The 16,060-nt window shown below is 57.9% G+C and carries 15 protein-coding genes and 1 riboswitch; of the genes, 6 read left to right on the forward strand and 9 right to left on the reverse strand.

Annotated elements, in window-relative coordinates:
• Nucleotides 1-24 precede the first annotated feature (24 nt).
• Entirely contained in the window at nucleotides 25-1,080 is a 1,056-nt protein-coding gene (locus OKC28_RS04190) for an amino acid permease (protein WP_225854312.1), read from the reverse strand.
• 875 nt (nucleotides 1,081-1,955) lie between these two features.
• Between OKC28_RS04190 and OKC28_RS04195 the strand changes: the two genes are divergently transcribed.
• Nucleotides 1,956-2,273, forward strand: a complete 318-nt coding sequence (locus tag OKC28_RS04195) for a DUF6968 family protein (RefSeq protein WP_005316246.1) — start codon at nucleotides 1,956-1,958, stop codon at nucleotides 2,271-2,273.
• 146 nt (nucleotides 2,274-2,419) lie between these two features.
• Nucleotides 2,420-2,836, forward strand: coding sequence for a GNAT family N-acetyltransferase (locus tag OKC28_RS04200; RefSeq protein ID WP_270687651.1), 417 nt, complete (start codon nucleotides 2,420-2,422; stop codon nucleotides 2,834-2,836).
• 67 nt (nucleotides 2,837-2,903) lie between these two features.
• On the opposite strand, the gene OKC28_RS04205 is transcribed toward OKC28_RS04200, so the two are convergent.
• Nucleotides 2,904-3,485, reverse strand: a complete 582-nt coding sequence (locus OKC28_RS04205) for a penicillin-binding protein activator LpoB (RefSeq protein ID WP_159167423.1) — start codon at nucleotides 3,483-3,485, stop codon at nucleotides 2,904-2,906.
• A 224-nt stretch (nucleotides 3,486-3,709) separates the two neighbouring features.
• Between OKC28_RS04205 and OKC28_RS04210 the strand changes: the two genes are divergently transcribed.
• The 4 genes from OKC28_RS04210 (at nucleotide 3,710) to OKC28_RS04230 (ending at nucleotide 6,908) form a co-directional block, all read left to right on the forward strand.
• Nucleotides 3,710-4,345 (forward strand): Vat family streptogramin A O-acetyltransferase, encoded by a 636-nt coding sequence (locus OKC28_RS04210; protein ID WP_270687654.1) that lies wholly within the window; start codon nucleotides 3,710-3,712, stop codon nucleotides 4,343-4,345.
• A gap of 208 nt (nucleotides 4,346-4,553) precedes the next feature.
• Nucleotides 4,554-4,934 carry a DUF2971 domain-containing protein gene (locus tag OKC28_RS04220; protein WP_270687656.1) on the forward strand — a complete coding sequence of 127 codons (381 nt, stop codon included), beginning with the start codon at nucleotides 4,554-4,556 and terminating at the stop codon, nucleotides 4,932-4,934.
• Nucleotides 4,935-6,142: 1,208 nt separating this feature from the next.
• Nucleotides 6,143-6,478 (forward strand): hypothetical protein, encoded by a 336-nt coding sequence (locus OKC28_RS04225; RefSeq protein ID WP_005316265.1) that lies wholly within the window; start codon nucleotides 6,143-6,145, stop codon nucleotides 6,476-6,478.
• On the forward strand, nucleotides 6,459-6,908 hold the full coding sequence (locus OKC28_RS04230; RefSeq protein WP_021141067.1) for a hypothetical protein: 450 nt from the start codon (nucleotides 6,459-6,461) through the stop codon (nucleotides 6,906-6,908). Before OKC28_RS04225 ends, OKC28_RS04230 begins: the two co-directional genes overlap by 20 nt.
• Before the next feature lie 499 nt (nucleotides 6,909-7,407).
• Here OKC28_RS04230 and thiH read toward each other — a convergent pair whose 3' ends face one another.
• The 7 genes from thiH to aerA form a co-directional block, all read right to left on the reverse strand.
• Nucleotides 7,408-8,538, reverse strand: a complete 1,131-nt coding sequence (thiH, locus tag OKC28_RS04235; RefSeq protein ID WP_442865740.1) for a 2-iminoacetate synthase ThiH — start codon at nucleotides 8,536-8,538, stop codon at nucleotides 7,408-7,410.
• Between the two features lie 89 nt (nucleotides 8,539-8,627).
• Nucleotides 8,628-9,395: a thiazole synthase gene (locus OKC28_RS04240; protein WP_256686859.1), complete on the reverse strand. Its 768-nt coding sequence runs from the start codon at nucleotides 9,393-9,395 to the stop codon at nucleotides 8,628-8,630.
• Between the two features lies 1 nt (nucleotide 9,396).
• On the reverse strand, nucleotides 9,397-9,609 hold the full coding sequence (thiS, locus tag OKC28_RS04245) for a sulfur carrier protein ThiS (protein WP_096117758.1): 213 nt from the start codon (nucleotides 9,607-9,609) through the stop codon (nucleotides 9,397-9,399).
• Complete coding sequence (locus tag OKC28_RS04250) at nucleotides 9,606-10,379, reverse strand: HesA/MoeB/ThiF family protein (RefSeq protein ID WP_270687662.1); 774 nt, start codon at nucleotides 10,377-10,379, stop codon at nucleotides 9,606-9,608. The genes thiS and OKC28_RS04250 overlap by 4 nt, the downstream gene beginning before the upstream one ends.
• Nucleotides 10,369-11,943: a thiamine phosphate synthase gene (gene thiE / locus OKC28_RS04255; RefSeq protein ID WP_270687664.1), complete on the reverse strand. Its 1,575-nt coding sequence runs from the start codon at nucleotides 11,941-11,943 to the stop codon at nucleotides 10,369-10,371. The genes OKC28_RS04250 and thiE overlap by 11 nt, the downstream gene beginning before the upstream one ends.
• Nucleotides 11,940-13,946: a phosphomethylpyrimidine synthase ThiC gene (thiC, locus tag OKC28_RS04260; RefSeq protein ID WP_270687666.1), complete on the reverse strand. Its 2,007-nt coding sequence runs from the start codon at nucleotides 13,944-13,946 to the stop codon at nucleotides 11,940-11,942. Before thiC ends, thiE begins: the two co-directional genes overlap by 4 nt.
• A gap of 262 nt (nucleotides 13,947-14,208) precedes the next feature.
• Nucleotides 14,209-14,322, reverse strand: a riboswitch (TPP riboswitch).
• A gap of 105 nt (nucleotides 14,323-14,427) precedes the next feature.
• The gene (gene aerA / locus OKC28_RS04265) at nucleotides 14,428-15,906 is read right to left on the reverse strand and encodes a beta-barrel pore-forming toxin aerolysin (RefSeq protein WP_270687667.1); all 1,479 of its coding nucleotides are present in this window, start codon (nucleotides 15,904-15,906) and stop codon (nucleotides 14,428-14,430) included.
• Between the last annotated feature and the right edge of the window lie 154 nt (nucleotides 15,907-16,060).

Here is a 16,060-nt window from a genome sequence, read left to right on the forward strand (position 1 = left end):
TTGTTTCATGCGGCATGCAGGCCGTCAGATCAGGTCATAGATCAGCGCGGAGATGGCGAGCAGACCCACCACCATCACGAACAGTGTGCTCGCACCGCGATAGCCCTTGAGCGCCGGCAGACGATAGATGGCGTAGGCGGGCAGCAGGAACAGGATCACCGCTATCAGGGGTCCGCTCACCTTCTCTATGATATTCAGCACATTGGGGTTCAGATAGGTGATGACACCGGTCACCACGAACAGGATGACGGATGAGACCCTGGCTATGGTGACCTCCCCAAGGGAGAGCCCAAGCCCCCGGCAAGCGCCGCTCACCATGCTCACAGTCCCCTCGTTCACTCCCATGGAAGTGCCGAGGAAGGATTTGGACATGGCCAGAATGGCAATGAGCGGACCCACATAGGCGATAAGCGGATTGGAAAATTTGTTCGCCAGCGCCGACAGCACGGAAATATTGTCGGTGCGAGCCAGCGCCATTTCCGCCTGACTCAGGCTCATCACACAACTGATGACAAAAAACAGCACGCTGCCGCAGATCAGCAGGCTGCTCCACTTGATGATGCGCTGGCTGCGCATATGGGCGCTCACATGGCAGCGCTTTTTCTGGGCGGCGGTAAACGAGGAGATAATGGGCGCATGGCTGAATGAAAACACCATCACTGGCACTATCAGCCAGAGGGATTTCCAGACGGCGGGATCACGCCAATCCACGGCCTGACTCTCGGTGAAATAGGAGAGGCTCCACTGGGGCAGCAGGTAGAAAGAGATACCCAGCAGGAAGGCGATCATAGGCAGCGCCAGCACGCTGATGGCAGAGACCACCACCTGTTTGCCGGTCAGCAAGATCAGGTGCAACCCCAGCATCACCGCCAGCACCAGCCAGCCACGGCTGACCATTGCGCCGCCCATCTGATGCACCATGAAGCTCTCGATGGCATTGGTGATGGAGATGCTGTAGACCAGAATGATGGGGTAGAAGGCCATCAGATAGACCAGCATCAGCAGCTTGCCCGCCCTGGGGCCAAAATGTTCCTCCACCACATGGGTAATATCCCCTTCCCGATGGGAACTGGATAACACGAAGCGACTCAAGGCACGGTGGGAATAATAAGAGAGCGGAAATGCTGCCAATAAAATGAACAGCAGTATGATCGGAGCATTACTGCCAACGGTAATGGGGAGAAAAAGGGTTCCGGCACCGACGGCTGTGGCATATAAGCCCATGGTCCATACCGAATCACTTCTCTCCCATTTCAACTTTGAGACTGAATTATTCTTTTCAGCAATAGCTATACTCATTGCGATATACACCTTATTTGTCTGTCACATTATTTTATTGGCCCGTGTAATAGGCAGGTGATATGTCTGCGCACATCGTACTCATTTTTTAGAAAACACAAACCCGTCAGCGGTCAACAGGACAGCCAATATGAAACGGATATGCCACGCTACCATCGTTGAAAACGCAATCAAGGTCAAGGTTAATAATTCATGACTGTTTGAATAACTTTGTTTGAAATGAAAACAGAATGTGTCATTTCGACCAGAATACAACCGCTTGATTTCAGAATCATAACATCACGGCAAACGATACATTAATCAGTCGATCATATAAACATGACCAACAATCCATCTGGTAATATCAAAAATATAGATAATGGTTTTGTGAAAATAATTATGCCGCCTTCTGAATTAATTGACTTGAGCAATAACAAGACTGCGTTCTGAATATCCTTCACCCCGGCAAGCAGGGCCTGCGGATTGTGATACGAGGCCGAGCACTGTCCCGGAGAAGCCGATCCCGCTCACACTGCGCACAGGCAAGTGATTGTTTCGCTGGGGCAGTTCCTTTAGGCTGACCATCTTGAGTCTATTGCCACCCCATCAGCCGCCCAGGGACGCCAGCTCAGCGCCAGCAAGCGAGGACGGCCGTCAACCGGAGAAGGAATATCCAGATGAAGAGAACAATAGTCACCGCCAAATTCGATGCCGTGAGCCTGGAGGGCGAACAGGTGACCCTGAAAATTGCCATCGGCGCCCCGCAACCCGACCCCAAATCCACCAGTGGCGACTATCGCTGCAAAGTGAAGCTGGCCGGGCTTGGCGACAAGACATTTATCCATGGCATAGACGCCTTGCAGGCCCTGAGCCTGGCCCTGAAATTTGTCGAAAGTGAGCTGCGCGCTTTCTCCGACGCCGGCTGGCACTTCTATCTGCCCGGCTGCCCGGATCAGCCCGTCGATATCGCCGCCTGCTATTTTCCAGAGATTTGACGAGTCCCCCGGTCGTAAAGCTTTTATCTGAGCGTCGAAACAGGTCACCGGGAATAGATAATTTCCGGTTCTGTGGCCAGAAGGCTTGACCAGATTGAGTCCAAACCCTTATTTATTGAGGCTCTTTTCATGGACCTGGAGCCAATATGCGACTGACCCCGCCCCTACCGCCGCAGGATGAGGAGCTCGATGCCCTGCGGATCGGCCTGTCTGGCTACAACACAGCCCAGGCTGGCACACACCTGCGCGAGCGGATCGCCAGCTTTATTAAGGATGCACAAGGCAAGGTGCTCGGCGGCATAGTCGCCGATATCAAGTGGGGCTGGTTGCACGTGGACTGGCTCTGGATCGACGAGCGTATCCGCAAGGACGGCTGGGGCGCCCGCCTGCTCGCCACCATGGAGCAATATGCCCAAAGCAAGGGCATCACCCACTTTCATCTGGAAACCACCAGTTTCCAGGCGCTGCCCTTCTACCAGAAACAGGGCTACACCGTCTTTGGCGAACTGCCGGATATGCCGCCTGGGCATATCACCTATTTTCTGAAGAAGACGGGGCAGTAACAGGCGCAACCAAGGCCATGGAAACAAGAGGGTTGAATGCAATGGCAATCAAGCCTCTTTGTCATGTTCAGTGGCTGGCGGAGCGGCTGCCGTTCCAGAGCAGCTCGCCACTGCGCAGCTCCATCAGGCTCATGGTGAGCCGATAGCGACTCCCCTCGGACACCAGATCCCCATAGAGCATGTAACCGGCCCCGGTCTGGCGGCCAAGCCGTACCAAGGATGCCGGATTCATTCTCCCCTGCTGATACTCGAGCTGCCCCGTGATGGCGGCCACCTGACCGGGATCGACGAAGCGAAAACCGCTCTTGGACTGGATCCGCTTGCTCATGGCCGCCGCCATTGTGCTGGTATCGAGCTCGTCATTGGTGCCGTCTCGGGGCGGAGTGAGCAGCAGGACGGCATTGCCACTCTGCGCCAGCTCCCGCACCTCGGGGGCCTGCACGAAGGCATCCGCCAGGGCGAGCGCCAGCCCGGTCGGGGCCACCGGCTTGGGTAGCGGCGCCCCGGCATCCGGCTTGGTCACAGGTTTCTCTGGCTGGATCACAGGCTGGTCCGGCTCGGTGACAGGCGCCGGAGTACCGCCATAGGGATTGATACTACAACCGCCCAGGAGCAGGGCCCCCACCATCAACAAGGAACGCATATTCATCATCTCTTCTCTCCGCCATCAGTCCGTGGAACGGACTTCGTCAAAAGCCCGTGACGGAGCCCAGGCCCCGCATCAGCTCCATGCTAGAGACAAACCCGCCCCGGGTCGATGCGCACATGACGACGGGGCGACAAAGGCTGGCGAGTGCACCACTACAAAAAGGTGGCAGACCATCATCAAATTCCTTTACGGTAGTGTGCCGACAGATTCGAAAGGAGAGCACCTTGCACGGACCCGATCCCGCCAATCCCCACCCCATGAAGGGCTTCCCCCAGGTGTGCTTTATCAAGAACACCATCAAGGGGCCCAATATCGAGGTGGGTGACTACAGCTACTACGACGACTCGGAAGACTCGGCAGGCTTTGAGCGCAACGTCCTCTACCACTTCCCCTTCATCGGCGACCGGCTCATCATCGGCAAGTTCTGCGCCATCGCCCGCGGGGTCAAGTTCATCATGAACGGCGCCAACCACCAGACCTCCGGCTTCTCCACCTACCCCTTCTTTATCTTCGGCAACGGCTGGGAGAGCGCCGCCCCCGCGCCGGGCACGCAGCCTTACAAGGGAGATACGGTGATTGGCAACGACGTCTGGATTGGCTATGACGCGCTGATCATGCCGGGCGTGAACGTCGGCAACGGCGCCATTATCGCCGCCCGCTCCGTGGTCACCGCCGATGTACCCGCCTACGCCGTTGTCGGCGGCAACCCCGCCAAGCTGATCCGCTACCGCTTTGACGACGACACCATAGCGCGCCTCGGCGCCCTAGCCTGGTGGGACTGGCCGGTGGAGCAGATCAGCCGGAATCTTCCGTTGATCGGTGGCGGGGAGATAGCCGCGCTGGAAGCTGCAGCCCGATAAACACCATCAAGCAGGAAGTCCGATGCAAATCACCACACCCCAAACGCCGCAAGAGGATGAGGTCGAGGCACCGCGGATCGGCCTGTCAGGCTACAACGTGATCCAAGCCGGCCCCTTTATCAGAAGCAGGACTACGAGATATTTTGCCAACTACTAGATATGCCGCTGGAGCATGTAAGTTATTTTTTGAATAAACAGGAAATTAGTAATGAATAAAATCTACAAGTACATGAAATTTAGATCTGAATTTTTAAAAAAGCCTAGTTTAAGGTTAAGCCAACGCTGTGCACTAAACGATCCTTTTGAATTCAGCCCTGTTCAAGACACTCTAGATAAAATATTAGAGGATGCTCATCGAGAAGATTTTTTCCAACAAATCGCTGAGTACGCAAGTGATGAGGAATTTGATGACACCGGAATCATATCCTTTACTGAAAGTTATAATAATCTATTAATGTGGTCCCACTATGCCGATGAGCACAAGGGTATTGTTGTTGAGTTTGACCACCACATTTTGAATGCCCACTTCAATAAAAAACTTGGTCTAACTAGGGAGGGTGCGAATAAGCACCCTCCACAACGAAACTGAAAAAATTAGTTTATTAAATTCAAATACTTACAAAGGCGCATTTTTATGTTTGGTGACTTATTCGCACCTTCCCTAGTTCTCTTGAACGTGTATTCTACAATAGAGAAAGACATGAGATACTACCACGTGATACATCACCAAAAAGAAACCTATTAACCAAGAGTGACGACTGGATTTATGAAAAAGAGCATCGAATAATAACTAAGATATCGAATGCAGATTACTTTATTATAACTAAAGATGCCTATGAATACATTCTTGATTTCTATGATGAAAGCTACCTTGAACTGCTTGATATCGAGAAATACAAAGGGATGATGAAAATCTCCATAAGTCATAAAGCATGTCATTTAATGGATCAGCAAGAAAAGGATGGCAACTCCACTGACGATATGGAGGAAATGAGATTTTCTCCAAGTAGCACCATATTGAACGAACTACTCTCCTTTTTCGCAGCGGTACCAACTTCTATTTTCCTTTTTGATATACCAGTAGAGTGTATCACTGGGATATTTTTAGGCTGTAGGTTAACAGACTCAGACAAGTCAACGCTACGTAAATTCGCTTGCAAGAATACGTTCCTTAATAAAATACCTTGCTACCAAGCTAGTTTAAGCAAGCATCAATTCACCTTAGTTTTTGAAGAAACTGACCTTTTATGTACAGTGGCGTAGACGCAATGAACGAAGCGAATTGCATCTCTATTTTTACAACTTTACTTACCAAGCTCACTTTCATGCTAACAATAAATAAGTATTAAATTACAGAGTGAGACAAGATGGAAAATACCAATCCCAAAAATCCGGCCCAATGAACATATGTCTCTTTATGAGATGGGATAATGGCATGACCAAACAATATCACACCATATGAGAATATGGGCAAATATTGGGTTAACCGCCCAATATAAATGGAAGCACCAAATGTGGTGACAGGAAAGAAGTAATAAAGGGCAAGATAGAACAGCATCAAGAATGAACCGGATAAAAACCGTTTATCTTCAAGCCGACCAAAACCCGAAAAGAGGTAGATTCCCGAGATGAGAAAAACGACCAGCAACATCATAATAAATATCTACCTCTCGGATTCCTGCTCACCTCAGAACAGTACGATACATCTTCCATTTTCAAACCCTTTAATTTGACCGTCAGCGGGATAAATGATATCCATTTGGCCTCATTCATGTCTGATAGCAACAGGAGAGTATCATGGGGATAGCCACTTGTCCGATCAAGGAGTTGACTCTGAGTTCTCGCTCAATAGATGCTCTTGAGCAGATCGACCAACTTGTGGATAGTGCGAATCAATTGGCCTTCGCCGTTTCCGCCACGCCGCTATATACCATTTTCAGTGACCCAAGAAGTGCCAAAGATGTGGTCTACAACATCCATGACCACGACTGGGAGTTGTATGGCCAAGCAATGGAAGGTATCCCCAATATGCTTCGCCATAAATTGAATCAGGTTGTCGAACCCATGGCATGGTCCTCAACAGGTAAAGAATCTCAATTCTGGAAGTGCGTCCATGCCTCATATAACAAGTAAACTCGCGTTCCTGCTGATCTTTGTCTGTCAGGGCACCATGGCCCTGTCACTACATGATCTGGATCCAGCGTTTGAGCGGTGTGAGGCGATCAAGTCGCAGCACACACCCACGCTGCCAGCGAAAGGCGACCGCTTCTGGTCACTGGGGAGGGAACAACAGGCGACCGTGCTTATCTATCTGCATGAAAAAAGCATGGAGCGCTGCACCGCAGCAGAGGTTGATGCACTGGCGCTCAAGGCGTTCCATCAAGCAGTAGAGGGAGACAGTTCCTTTCTCAACGTATTAATCAAGGCCAGCGCCACCACCCTAACTCCTACCCAAAAAAACCAGTTGCAGCAGATTGGGCAGGCAGAGCTGGACAGGTTGGCAGGCATGAAGGAATTTGCTCACCCCTTCTCGCTAACCAATTACCTCAAGCAATTACCCTAAGAACCATCTTGCATATCAACTGCACCCACCACTATCTACGGGGCGGACACGGTCTTGGTTCCCCCTTTTATTCGCTGAGGCGAACCCGCTTGTCCAGGCCGCGAGACAGGATGTCGAGCGAGCGGCGCCGGGCCATGGATGGCCCGTCGGCGCGTGCCGTCGGACAAGCGGGTGAGCCGAAGGCACCCGACGAAGTCGGGCGAATAAGCGGGGCTGGCCTTTCTTTTGGTGACTTTTCTTTGGCCACGCAAAGAAAAGTCACTCGCCCTGGCCCGAAGGGCGGGCGAAACCCCTTCGAGGCCAGCGGCCTCGCGTCCTGCACGGCAAAGCCGTGCCACCACACAACGGCCCCTGCCGCCAACGCCATACATCGGAACGGACGATTACGCCTGACGGCTAATCGACCCTACGATTGCACGGCGCAGCCGTGCCTGCTTGCTACAGGCACAGCGTCTGGCTGGACGCCCGGATGCCACCGGCAAAGGGAGCGTGGCCGCCCCTATCGGCCCAAGAAGGGTTCCCAGTCCTTGAACACCGGCTGCAACCCTGCCTGCCTGACGGCATCGGCGACCTCACCCAGCGGGCGAGCGTCATGGATGGCAAACTGCTCCAGCTCCTCCTTGCCCCCCTCCGCATAACCGCCCGGCTGGGTGCGCGACTCCGCCGACATCTGGGTGATGCCAAGGCGCAGGGCGCCGTTGCGAAACGCAGGGGATTCCCGGGTGGAGAGCGACAACTCCAGGGTCGGCGAGAAGAGGCGCCAGGCGCAGATCAGTTGCACCAGCTGCCTGTCCGACATCACCACCTCGGGCTGCAGGCCGCCGGTGCAGGGACGCAGGCGCGGGAAGGAGAGCGAATAACGGCTCTGCCAGTGGTGGCGCTCGAGCCAGCTCAAGTGCTCGGCCACGAAATAGCTGTCGGCGCGCCAATCCGAAGAGAGGCCAATCAGCGCCCCCAGCCCTATTTTGTCGATGCCGGCCCTCCCCAGCCGCTCCGGGGTGGCGAGCCGCCACTCTATGTCCTGCTTGTTGCCGCGCAGGTGATGGCGGGCGTAACTGGGAGCGTGATAGGTCTCCTGATAGACCATGACGGCATCCAGCCCCAGGGTTTTGAGCTCGGCGTAATCGGCCTGCGACAGTGGCTGCACCTCCATCGCCAAGGCGCTGAAATGGCGGCGGATCTGCGGCAGGTGCTCACGAAAATAGGCCATGCCCACCTTGCTCTCGTGCTCGCCAGTCACCAGTAACACGCTGTCGAAGCCGCGCGCCTTGATGGCCAGACATTCGCGCTCGATTTCCTCTGCATCCAGCGTCTTGCGCTTGAGGCGGTTGCTCATGGAGAAACCGCAGTAGGAGCAGTCGTTGGCACAAAGGTTCGACAGATAGAGGGGCACATAGAAGCCCACCGTATTGCCGAAACGCTGGCGGGTGAGGCGCTCGGCCTCAGCCGCCATCTGCGGCAAAAACGCCTCGGCGGCCGGGGAGATCAGCGCCATAAAGTCGGCCAGGGTGCGGCGCGGACTGGCCAGCGCCCGCTCGACATCCCGGGTGGTTTTGGCGCGGATCTGCATGCCGATATCGTCCCACTCCAGCTCGCGCCAACGGCTGATAAAGGAGGGGTGTGCCTCCACGTCCCTCACCTCTGATACCCTCACCCCCAGCCCCTCTCCCAATGGGAGAGAGGCGCATACAGACGCCACATCTTGCCCCATGCCCTGAGTCATAGCGCCTCCAGAAAATCGGTGAGCGGGCTGGAGGCGCTGGCTTGCAGGCCGCGCGCGCCCAAGCCAGCCAGATAGGCGCTGCGACCAGCCTCACAGGCCAGCGCGAAGGCGCGGCCCATGGCGACCGGATCCCGGCTCACGGCGATGGCGGTGTTGACCAGCACGGCGTCGGCACCCAGCTCAAAGGCCGCGGCGGCGTGGCTCGGCGCACCTATCCCCGCATCCACCACTACAGGTACCCGCGCCTGTTCGATGATAATGGCGAGGAAATCCCGGGTCACCAGCCCCTGATTCGAGCCAATCGGCGCGCCGAGCGGCATGACGGCGGCGCAGCCCACCTCTTCCAGCCGCTTGCAGAGCACGGGATCGGCCCCGCAGTAAGGCAGCACCACGAAACCCTCTTTCACCAGCTGTTCGGCCGCCTTGAGGGTCTCTATGGGATCGGGCAGCAGGTATTTGGGATCGGGGTGGATCTCCAGCTTCAGCCAGTTTGTGCCGAGCGCCTCCCGGGCCAGATGGGCGGCAAACACCGCCTCTGCTGCTGTCTTGGCGCCCGAGGTGTTGGGCAGCAGCTTGACCCCGAGCTTGAGCAGCGGAGTGAGGATATCGTCGTGGCGCTTGCCGGGTTCGAGGCGCTTGATGGCCATAGTCACCAGCCGGGAGCCGCTTGCTTCGATGGCGGCCGCCATCAGATCCGGGCGGGCAAACTTGCCGGTGCCGGTAAAGAGGCGGGACGAAAATTCATGGTCGGCTATGGTCAGCATCTCAGCCTCCGGCAATGGCAGTGAAAAGGTGGAGTTCGTCCCCGTCATTGAGCCGGGTGTCTGACCAGCGGCTGCGGGGCAGCACGGCGCCGTTGAGGGCCACCGCCACCCCCTGCGGGGCAACCTCGCGGGCCGCCAGCAGCTCGGCCACGCAGATCTGGCTATCCGGGCTGGTCGTCAGCACCAGCTCGCTGTCGTTCAATCGGATCTTCATTGCGCATCCTCCATGGGATTGGCAAAGGCAGTGGCGCCGCACACGGAACAGGCGGGATCGGGGGACAACCCCAGGGTCTGCCACTCGTGGGTCAGGGCATCGAAACGGCGCAGGGTGCCCGCCACCGGACTGGGCTTGCCCAGCAGCAGACGCAAGGCTTCCAGCGCCTGCAAGGCGCCCATCACCCCCACCAGGGGACCGGTAACGCCGCTGCTCTGGCAGCTCTCCTTGATCTCGGTATCCGCCGGATAGAGGCAGGCGTAGCAGGCGTGTTCGGGGGCGGTTCGCACCATCAGCTGTCCCTGCCAGCCGACGGCGGCGGCCGAGATCCAGGGCTTGTGCTGCGCCACACAGACGGCGTTGATGGCGTGGCGACTGGCCAGGTTGTCGCAGCAGTCGACAACCAGATCCACCTCGGCCACGAAGGCGGGCAGGCTCTGCTCATCGAGCCGCTGATTGATGGCAATCAGCTCCACATGGGGGTTGTGGGCCGCCAACCGTTCCCGGGCCAGCTCGGCCTTGGAATGATTGACCGCATCAGCATCGAACAGGATCTGGCGCGGCAGGTTGCTGGAATCCACCACGTCGCCGTCGGCGAGCCACAAGGTGCCCACCCCGGCTCCGGCCAGATAGAGGGCCAGCGGCGAGCCGAGCCCGCCGAGGCCGACGATCAGCACGGATGCCTCTTTCAGCCTCGCCTGCCCCGCCTCGCCGATTTCGCTCAGCATCAGTTGCCTGCCGTAGCGCAGGTATTCCGCATCAGAGAGCATGATCGGCCTCCTGCTGCGTGATGGCCTGATGGATAAGCGCAGAGCAAGGCTCATCCCCCGCCCCCACTGCCGCCAGCAATCGGGCTGTGGCCCCCTGCCAGTCGTCGCTTGCCGTGATGGCAGACACCAGGGCAATGCTGCCGACCCCGCACGCTTTGACCGCCGCCACCCGCTCCTCGCCGATGCCGCCGATGGCGACCGTCGGCCAGTCGCACATGAGTGCCTGGTAGCGTTGCAGCCGCACCAGCCCCTGGGGGCGGGACGGCATCTGCTTGGTGTTGGTTGGGAAGATATGACCCAGCGCTATGTAGGAAGGGGCCAGTTCGCGGGCCCTCATCAACTCGAAGTAGCCGTGGGTGGAGAGACCGAGGCGCAGGCCGGCGGCCTGGATGGCGGCGAGATCCGCCGTCTCCATGTCCTCCTGACCCAGATGCACGCCATAGGCACCGGCGGCTATGGCCTGCTGCCAGTAGTCGTTGATAAAGAGCCGAGCACCAAAGCGGTGACCCAGCGCCACCGCCTCGGCAATGGCCGGTGCCACCTGGGCGGCGGGCAGGTTCTTGATGCGCAGTTGCAGGGTCTTGACCCCGGCCCCCAGCAGACGCCTGAGCCACTTGACCGAATCCACCACAGGATAGAGACCCAGATGCTGTTCGGTCGCGGCAAAGGGGCCCCCGGGCAGGCGGGCCTCGCAGGCGGGATAGAGACCAAAACGGCGATCCAGGCTTGACCCTGCCAGCACGGCGCGGGGGAAGTGGGCAAGATCCGCTGGCCAGCCGAGATGGGCGATGGGGCCAGGACCGGCCCCCACCCCTTGCGCCCCAGCCAGCCCCTGTTGCAAATAAGCACGAGCGAGCGTGATGGCGTCATCGACCGGGTGATCCTGCGCCACCACGGCGGCGATGGCGCTGGCATAACAGCAACCGGTGCCGTGGCCGTGGCGGGTGTCGATACGCGGCGCTCCTAGCCAGAACTCGCGCTGCTCGTCCTGGTAGTAATCGAGGCAGAGCTCTTCGCTCCAGCCCAGATGCCCGCCCTTCACCAGCACGGCGCGGGCGCCCAGTTCACGCAATCGCGCCGCCCCCGCCCGCACCAGCTCAGGGCTGCTGGCGGGAATGCCGGTCAGCGCCTCCAGCTCGGGGCCGTTGGGGGTGATAAGCGACAGCCTTGGCAGCAGATGTTCACGCACCGCCGTCAGCATGTTGGCTTCGGCCATGGGGGTGCCTGTGCTGGCGATGGCCACCGGGTCGTAGACCACGAAGGGGGCCGTCAGGGTATCGAGCCGCCGGGCCAGCACCTCCACATGGAGCCGGGTCGGCAACAGGCCTATCTTGATGGCCGCCGGGGGCAAGTCGACGCCGAGGGCGTCGATCTGGGCGGTGAAGGTCTGCATCAGCACGGGATCGACCATCTTCACCGCCACCGAGTTCTGGGCCGTGATGGCGGTGATGACAGAGCAACCGTGCACGCCGAGATCGTGCAAGGTATGCAGATCGGCCTGAATGCCGGCACCGCCCCCCGAGTCGGAACCGGCTATGGTCCAGACGATGGGTCGGCTGTTCATGCCTCCTCCCGCGCCGGTTTGAGGGCCGCCGCCTGATGGTAGAGCTCGCTCCCCTTCTCTTTGAAGGTTTCTGCCATCTGCGCCATGCCGCTTTCTACCTCGGCCACTACCCGCTCCTGCTGGCCATCCATGCCCACCAGTTTCACCTCGACCGCCTCCAGACTGGCCGCGTAATCGCGCACGTCCTGGGTGATCTTCATGGAGCAGAACTTGGGGCCGCACATGGAGCAGAAGTGGGCCACCTTGCCGGACTCCTGGGGCAGGGTCTCGTCGTGATAGGCGCGGGCGGTCTCGGGATCCAGTGCCAGGTTGAACTGATCCTCCCAGCGGAATTCGAAGCGCGCCTTGGACATGGCGTTGTCGCGGATCTGGGCACCTGGGTGACCCTTGGCCAAGTCAGCGGCGTGGGCGGCGATCTTGTAGGTGATGAGACCCTGTTTCACATCCTCCTTGTTCGGCAGCCCCAGGTGCTCCTTGGGGGTGACGTAGCAGAGCATGGCGCAGCCATACCAGCCGATCATGGCGGCGCCTATGCCGGAGGTGAAGTGATCATAACCGGGAGCTATGTCGGTGGTGAGCGGGCCCAGGGTATAGAAAGGCGCCTCGTGGCAATGCTCCAGCTGCTCCGTCATGTTGCGCTCTATCATGTGCATGGGCACATGGCCCGGCCCCTCTATCATCACCTGGACGTCGTACTCCCAGGCGATCTTGGTGAGCTCGCCCAGGGTGCGCAGCTCGGCGAACTGGGCCTCGTCGTTGGCGTCATAGACAGAGCCGGGACGCAGACCGTCTCCAAGCGACAGGGCCACGTCATAGGCGGCGCACAGCTCGCAGATCTCGCGAAAATGCTGGTAGAGGAAGTTCTCTTTATGGTGGGACAGGCACCACTTGGCCATGATGCTGCCGCCGCGCGAGACAATGCCGGTGAGACGCTTGGCTGTCATGGGCACATAGCGCAGCAGCACGCCGGCATGAATGGTGAAGTAGTCCACACCCTGCTCGGCCTGTTCGAGCAGGGTATCGCGGAACAGCTCCCAGGTGAGGTCTTCGGCGATGCCGTTGGTTTTTTCCAGCGCCTGATAGATGGGCACAGTCCCGATGGGGACCGGGCTGTTGCGCAGGATCCACTCGCGGGTCTCGTGGATGTTGCGACCGGTGGAGAGATCCATGACGGTGTCGGCGCCCCAGCGGGTGGACCAGACCAGCTTCTCCACCTCTTCTTCGATGCTGGAGCTGACCGCCGAGTTGCCTATGTTGGCGTTGATCTTCACCAGGAAGTTGCGGCCTATGATCATGGGCTCGGTTTCCGGGTGGTTGATGTTGTTGGGGATGATGGCGCGGCCAGCGGCAACCTCATCGCGCACGAACTCGGGGGTGATGTTCTCGGGCAGGCGGGCACCGAAACCCTGACCCGGATGCTGGCGCAGCAACAGCTCGGAGCGCACCCGCTCGCGGCCCATGTTCTCGCGGATGGCGATAAATTCCATCTCGGGGGTGACCAGCCCCTGACGGGCATAGTGCAGCTGGGTTACACGGCGGCCAGGCTTGGCGCGACGGGGCTTGGGCAAGTTATCGAAACGCAGGTGATCCAGCCCCTCATCGGCGAGATGCTCCTGGGTGAAGGCGGAGCTGAGATCATCGAGCTCTTCGGTGTCACCGCGCTCCCGTACCCAGCTTTCCCGCAGGCGCGGCAGACCGAGACGCACATCGATGACCGCATGTTCATCACCGTAGGCACCCGAGGTGTCGTAGACGGGGACAGGCTCGTTGGCTTCGAACTGCGGGTTATCCTTGCTGCCCCCCACCAGGGTGTCGGCCAGGGCAATTTCGCGCAGCCCCACCCGGATATCGGGGCGAGAACCTTCGATAAAGATGCGGCTGGAGTTGGGATGGGCCATCCCCTTGAGATTGTCGATAAAACGCTGGGCACTGGCACGCTGCTCGCGGCGGCCGACGGGGACTGACTTGGCATTTTCCGGTACGGAAGTTTTTGAGGTAGACATAGCAAAACTCACATTAACTGATTGAAGTTATGGGTGTTTGCTTGTCTGGAGTTCGAGGAGAAGTGATGAACCTGTGGGTGAGGTTTGCATTCAAGAGGGAGCAAAACTGAAGCCTTGGCTTCCTCCTGCGCATCTTCTGTACTCCCCCTGATGGACAAGGCGACAGAACAGGATGGCAGGCTCCCTCTTGTGCGCACTGGCTTGCCGGTCGGATCACTCCTATCGGCGAGCGGGGAAGCTTGTTCCTCCCCGGCGCGGCAACCCACTGGTTACCCTTGTTTCCCTTCGCAGGTGCTAGCCTGATCAGGTTCCACGGATCCCGAATTAACGGTCTCAGCCTTGCGTCGTTCGACGGTTGGCACTCCGACAAGATGGCGCCAGTATAAGTGGGGAAATAGAAAGCACAAGCCTTCAACAAGCCCGACCAGTGCAAACAACAACCGGGCCATGGGCCCGGTTCTCTTACTGCAACACACTGCCATTATTGGTTGGCAGCAGGGGTCACGCTGAGGCTGACATTGTTGAAGCCAAGCCCGGAGAGCTCTTGTGCATCGAGCGGGATCTCCAGTCTCAGACCCTGACCGGCACCCAGGTTGCGCGCACGGCTCGAGTGGCTGGCGGCAGCGACCGGCACGGGAGCGCCGATTTCGATGTTGCCGGCAAACTGGCTCTCGGCACTGAAATCACCTGTGATCCCGGCCCGCACCGGGCGCAGCACCCTGGCCAGGTTATTCTGCATGGTAGGCAGACCGTTCTGCTGTATGGTCCAGTTCCAATCCCACCACTTCACTTCACCCGGGATATAACGCTTGTCCCACTGGTAGCGGATACTGCTGGCCTTGTCCTTGTATGGCCCTATGACGAAGGTGTGGTTCCAGTTCGGGCGGTTGTCCGGATGGGTATACCAGGCATTGCCGCCCCAACGCAGGAAACCGCTCAGGGTCAGGTCATAGCTGACATCGGCCTTGAACTCGTAGGGATAGGAGATGTCGGCCTTGTAGAGCTCTATCTTCACCGGGATCTTGGAGTGGGCCGGCACTGTCGGGCGCACGGACTGGGACAAAGAGGTGGTGGTCGAGCCCCCGTTCTGGGAGGCCCAGGACTGGTTGGCAGCAATCTCGATGGAGAGCTCGGTTTCCCCCACCAGCGGCCACTTGAACTTGTTCTTGGTGGTCACCTTCTCGCTCAGGCCATAGGTGTTGGTCTTGGACCAGTTGGTGGCGGTGTCGTAGCGCAGGGTGACGTCATAACCGGATTGAGGCGTGTCGCTGTCGTTGATAGCCCAGCCCACCACCGTCTTGACCAGTTGGCGGTCGGACTGGGTCACATCGCCATGCTTGAAACTGTCAGGATCCAGGTTGTAGGCAAAATTGCTCACCTTGATGGAGGTCTTGTCACCACAGCGATAACCGTCGCAGCCACCGTCATTGTTGCCACGGATCACCCAGCCATCGCCATCACGGGTCACATCCATGTCTTCGCCGACATATTGACTGTGATTTCCCCCTACCCAGGCATAACCGAGATAATGGGCCAGATAACTGGTTGGTTTGATGAAATTCGCACTGTCATGTACCAGCCGCCATTGCACATCTACTTCATCACCATCTGGAATATCCAGGGCAGACAGAGTCGGTATTTCCCCGGTTGCAGGATTGGTCGGATAACACCAGGTATTGGAGGCTGAGCCTGGTTTTATTTCACCATTATATCCCGGCCCCATAATGACCCAGCCGTTGGCAAGACCACTTATTTGCCACTGTCCCATCATGCCGACAATATTGCTTTTAACGCTCTGAGCCTCTTCTCGCGTCACGGGACGATACTTGTCGCCACAGACCTCTTGCCCCAATGAAAACAGGCGAAGCTGGTCTGGATAGACGGGCTCTGCCGCTTGCGCCTGTGCCATCAGCAGGCCGGATATGATTAATGACAAGCCAGTTATTTTTAGTTTTTTCATAGCAACCCCAATATATTAAACACTGACATGCATTCACCCGATTTATATATCAACGGGCAGCATGTGAGTATGACAGTATCAGTCGCATCAATCTCATTATGCGATCAAGCCCACACTTTAATATATAAACAAAATTAACCGGAAGATTAATTCA

Source organism: Aeromonas sp. D3 (assembly GCF_027705025.1).
Classification (GTDB): domain Bacteria; phylum Pseudomonadota; class Gammaproteobacteria; order Enterobacterales; family Aeromonadaceae; genus Aeromonas; species Aeromonas salmonicida.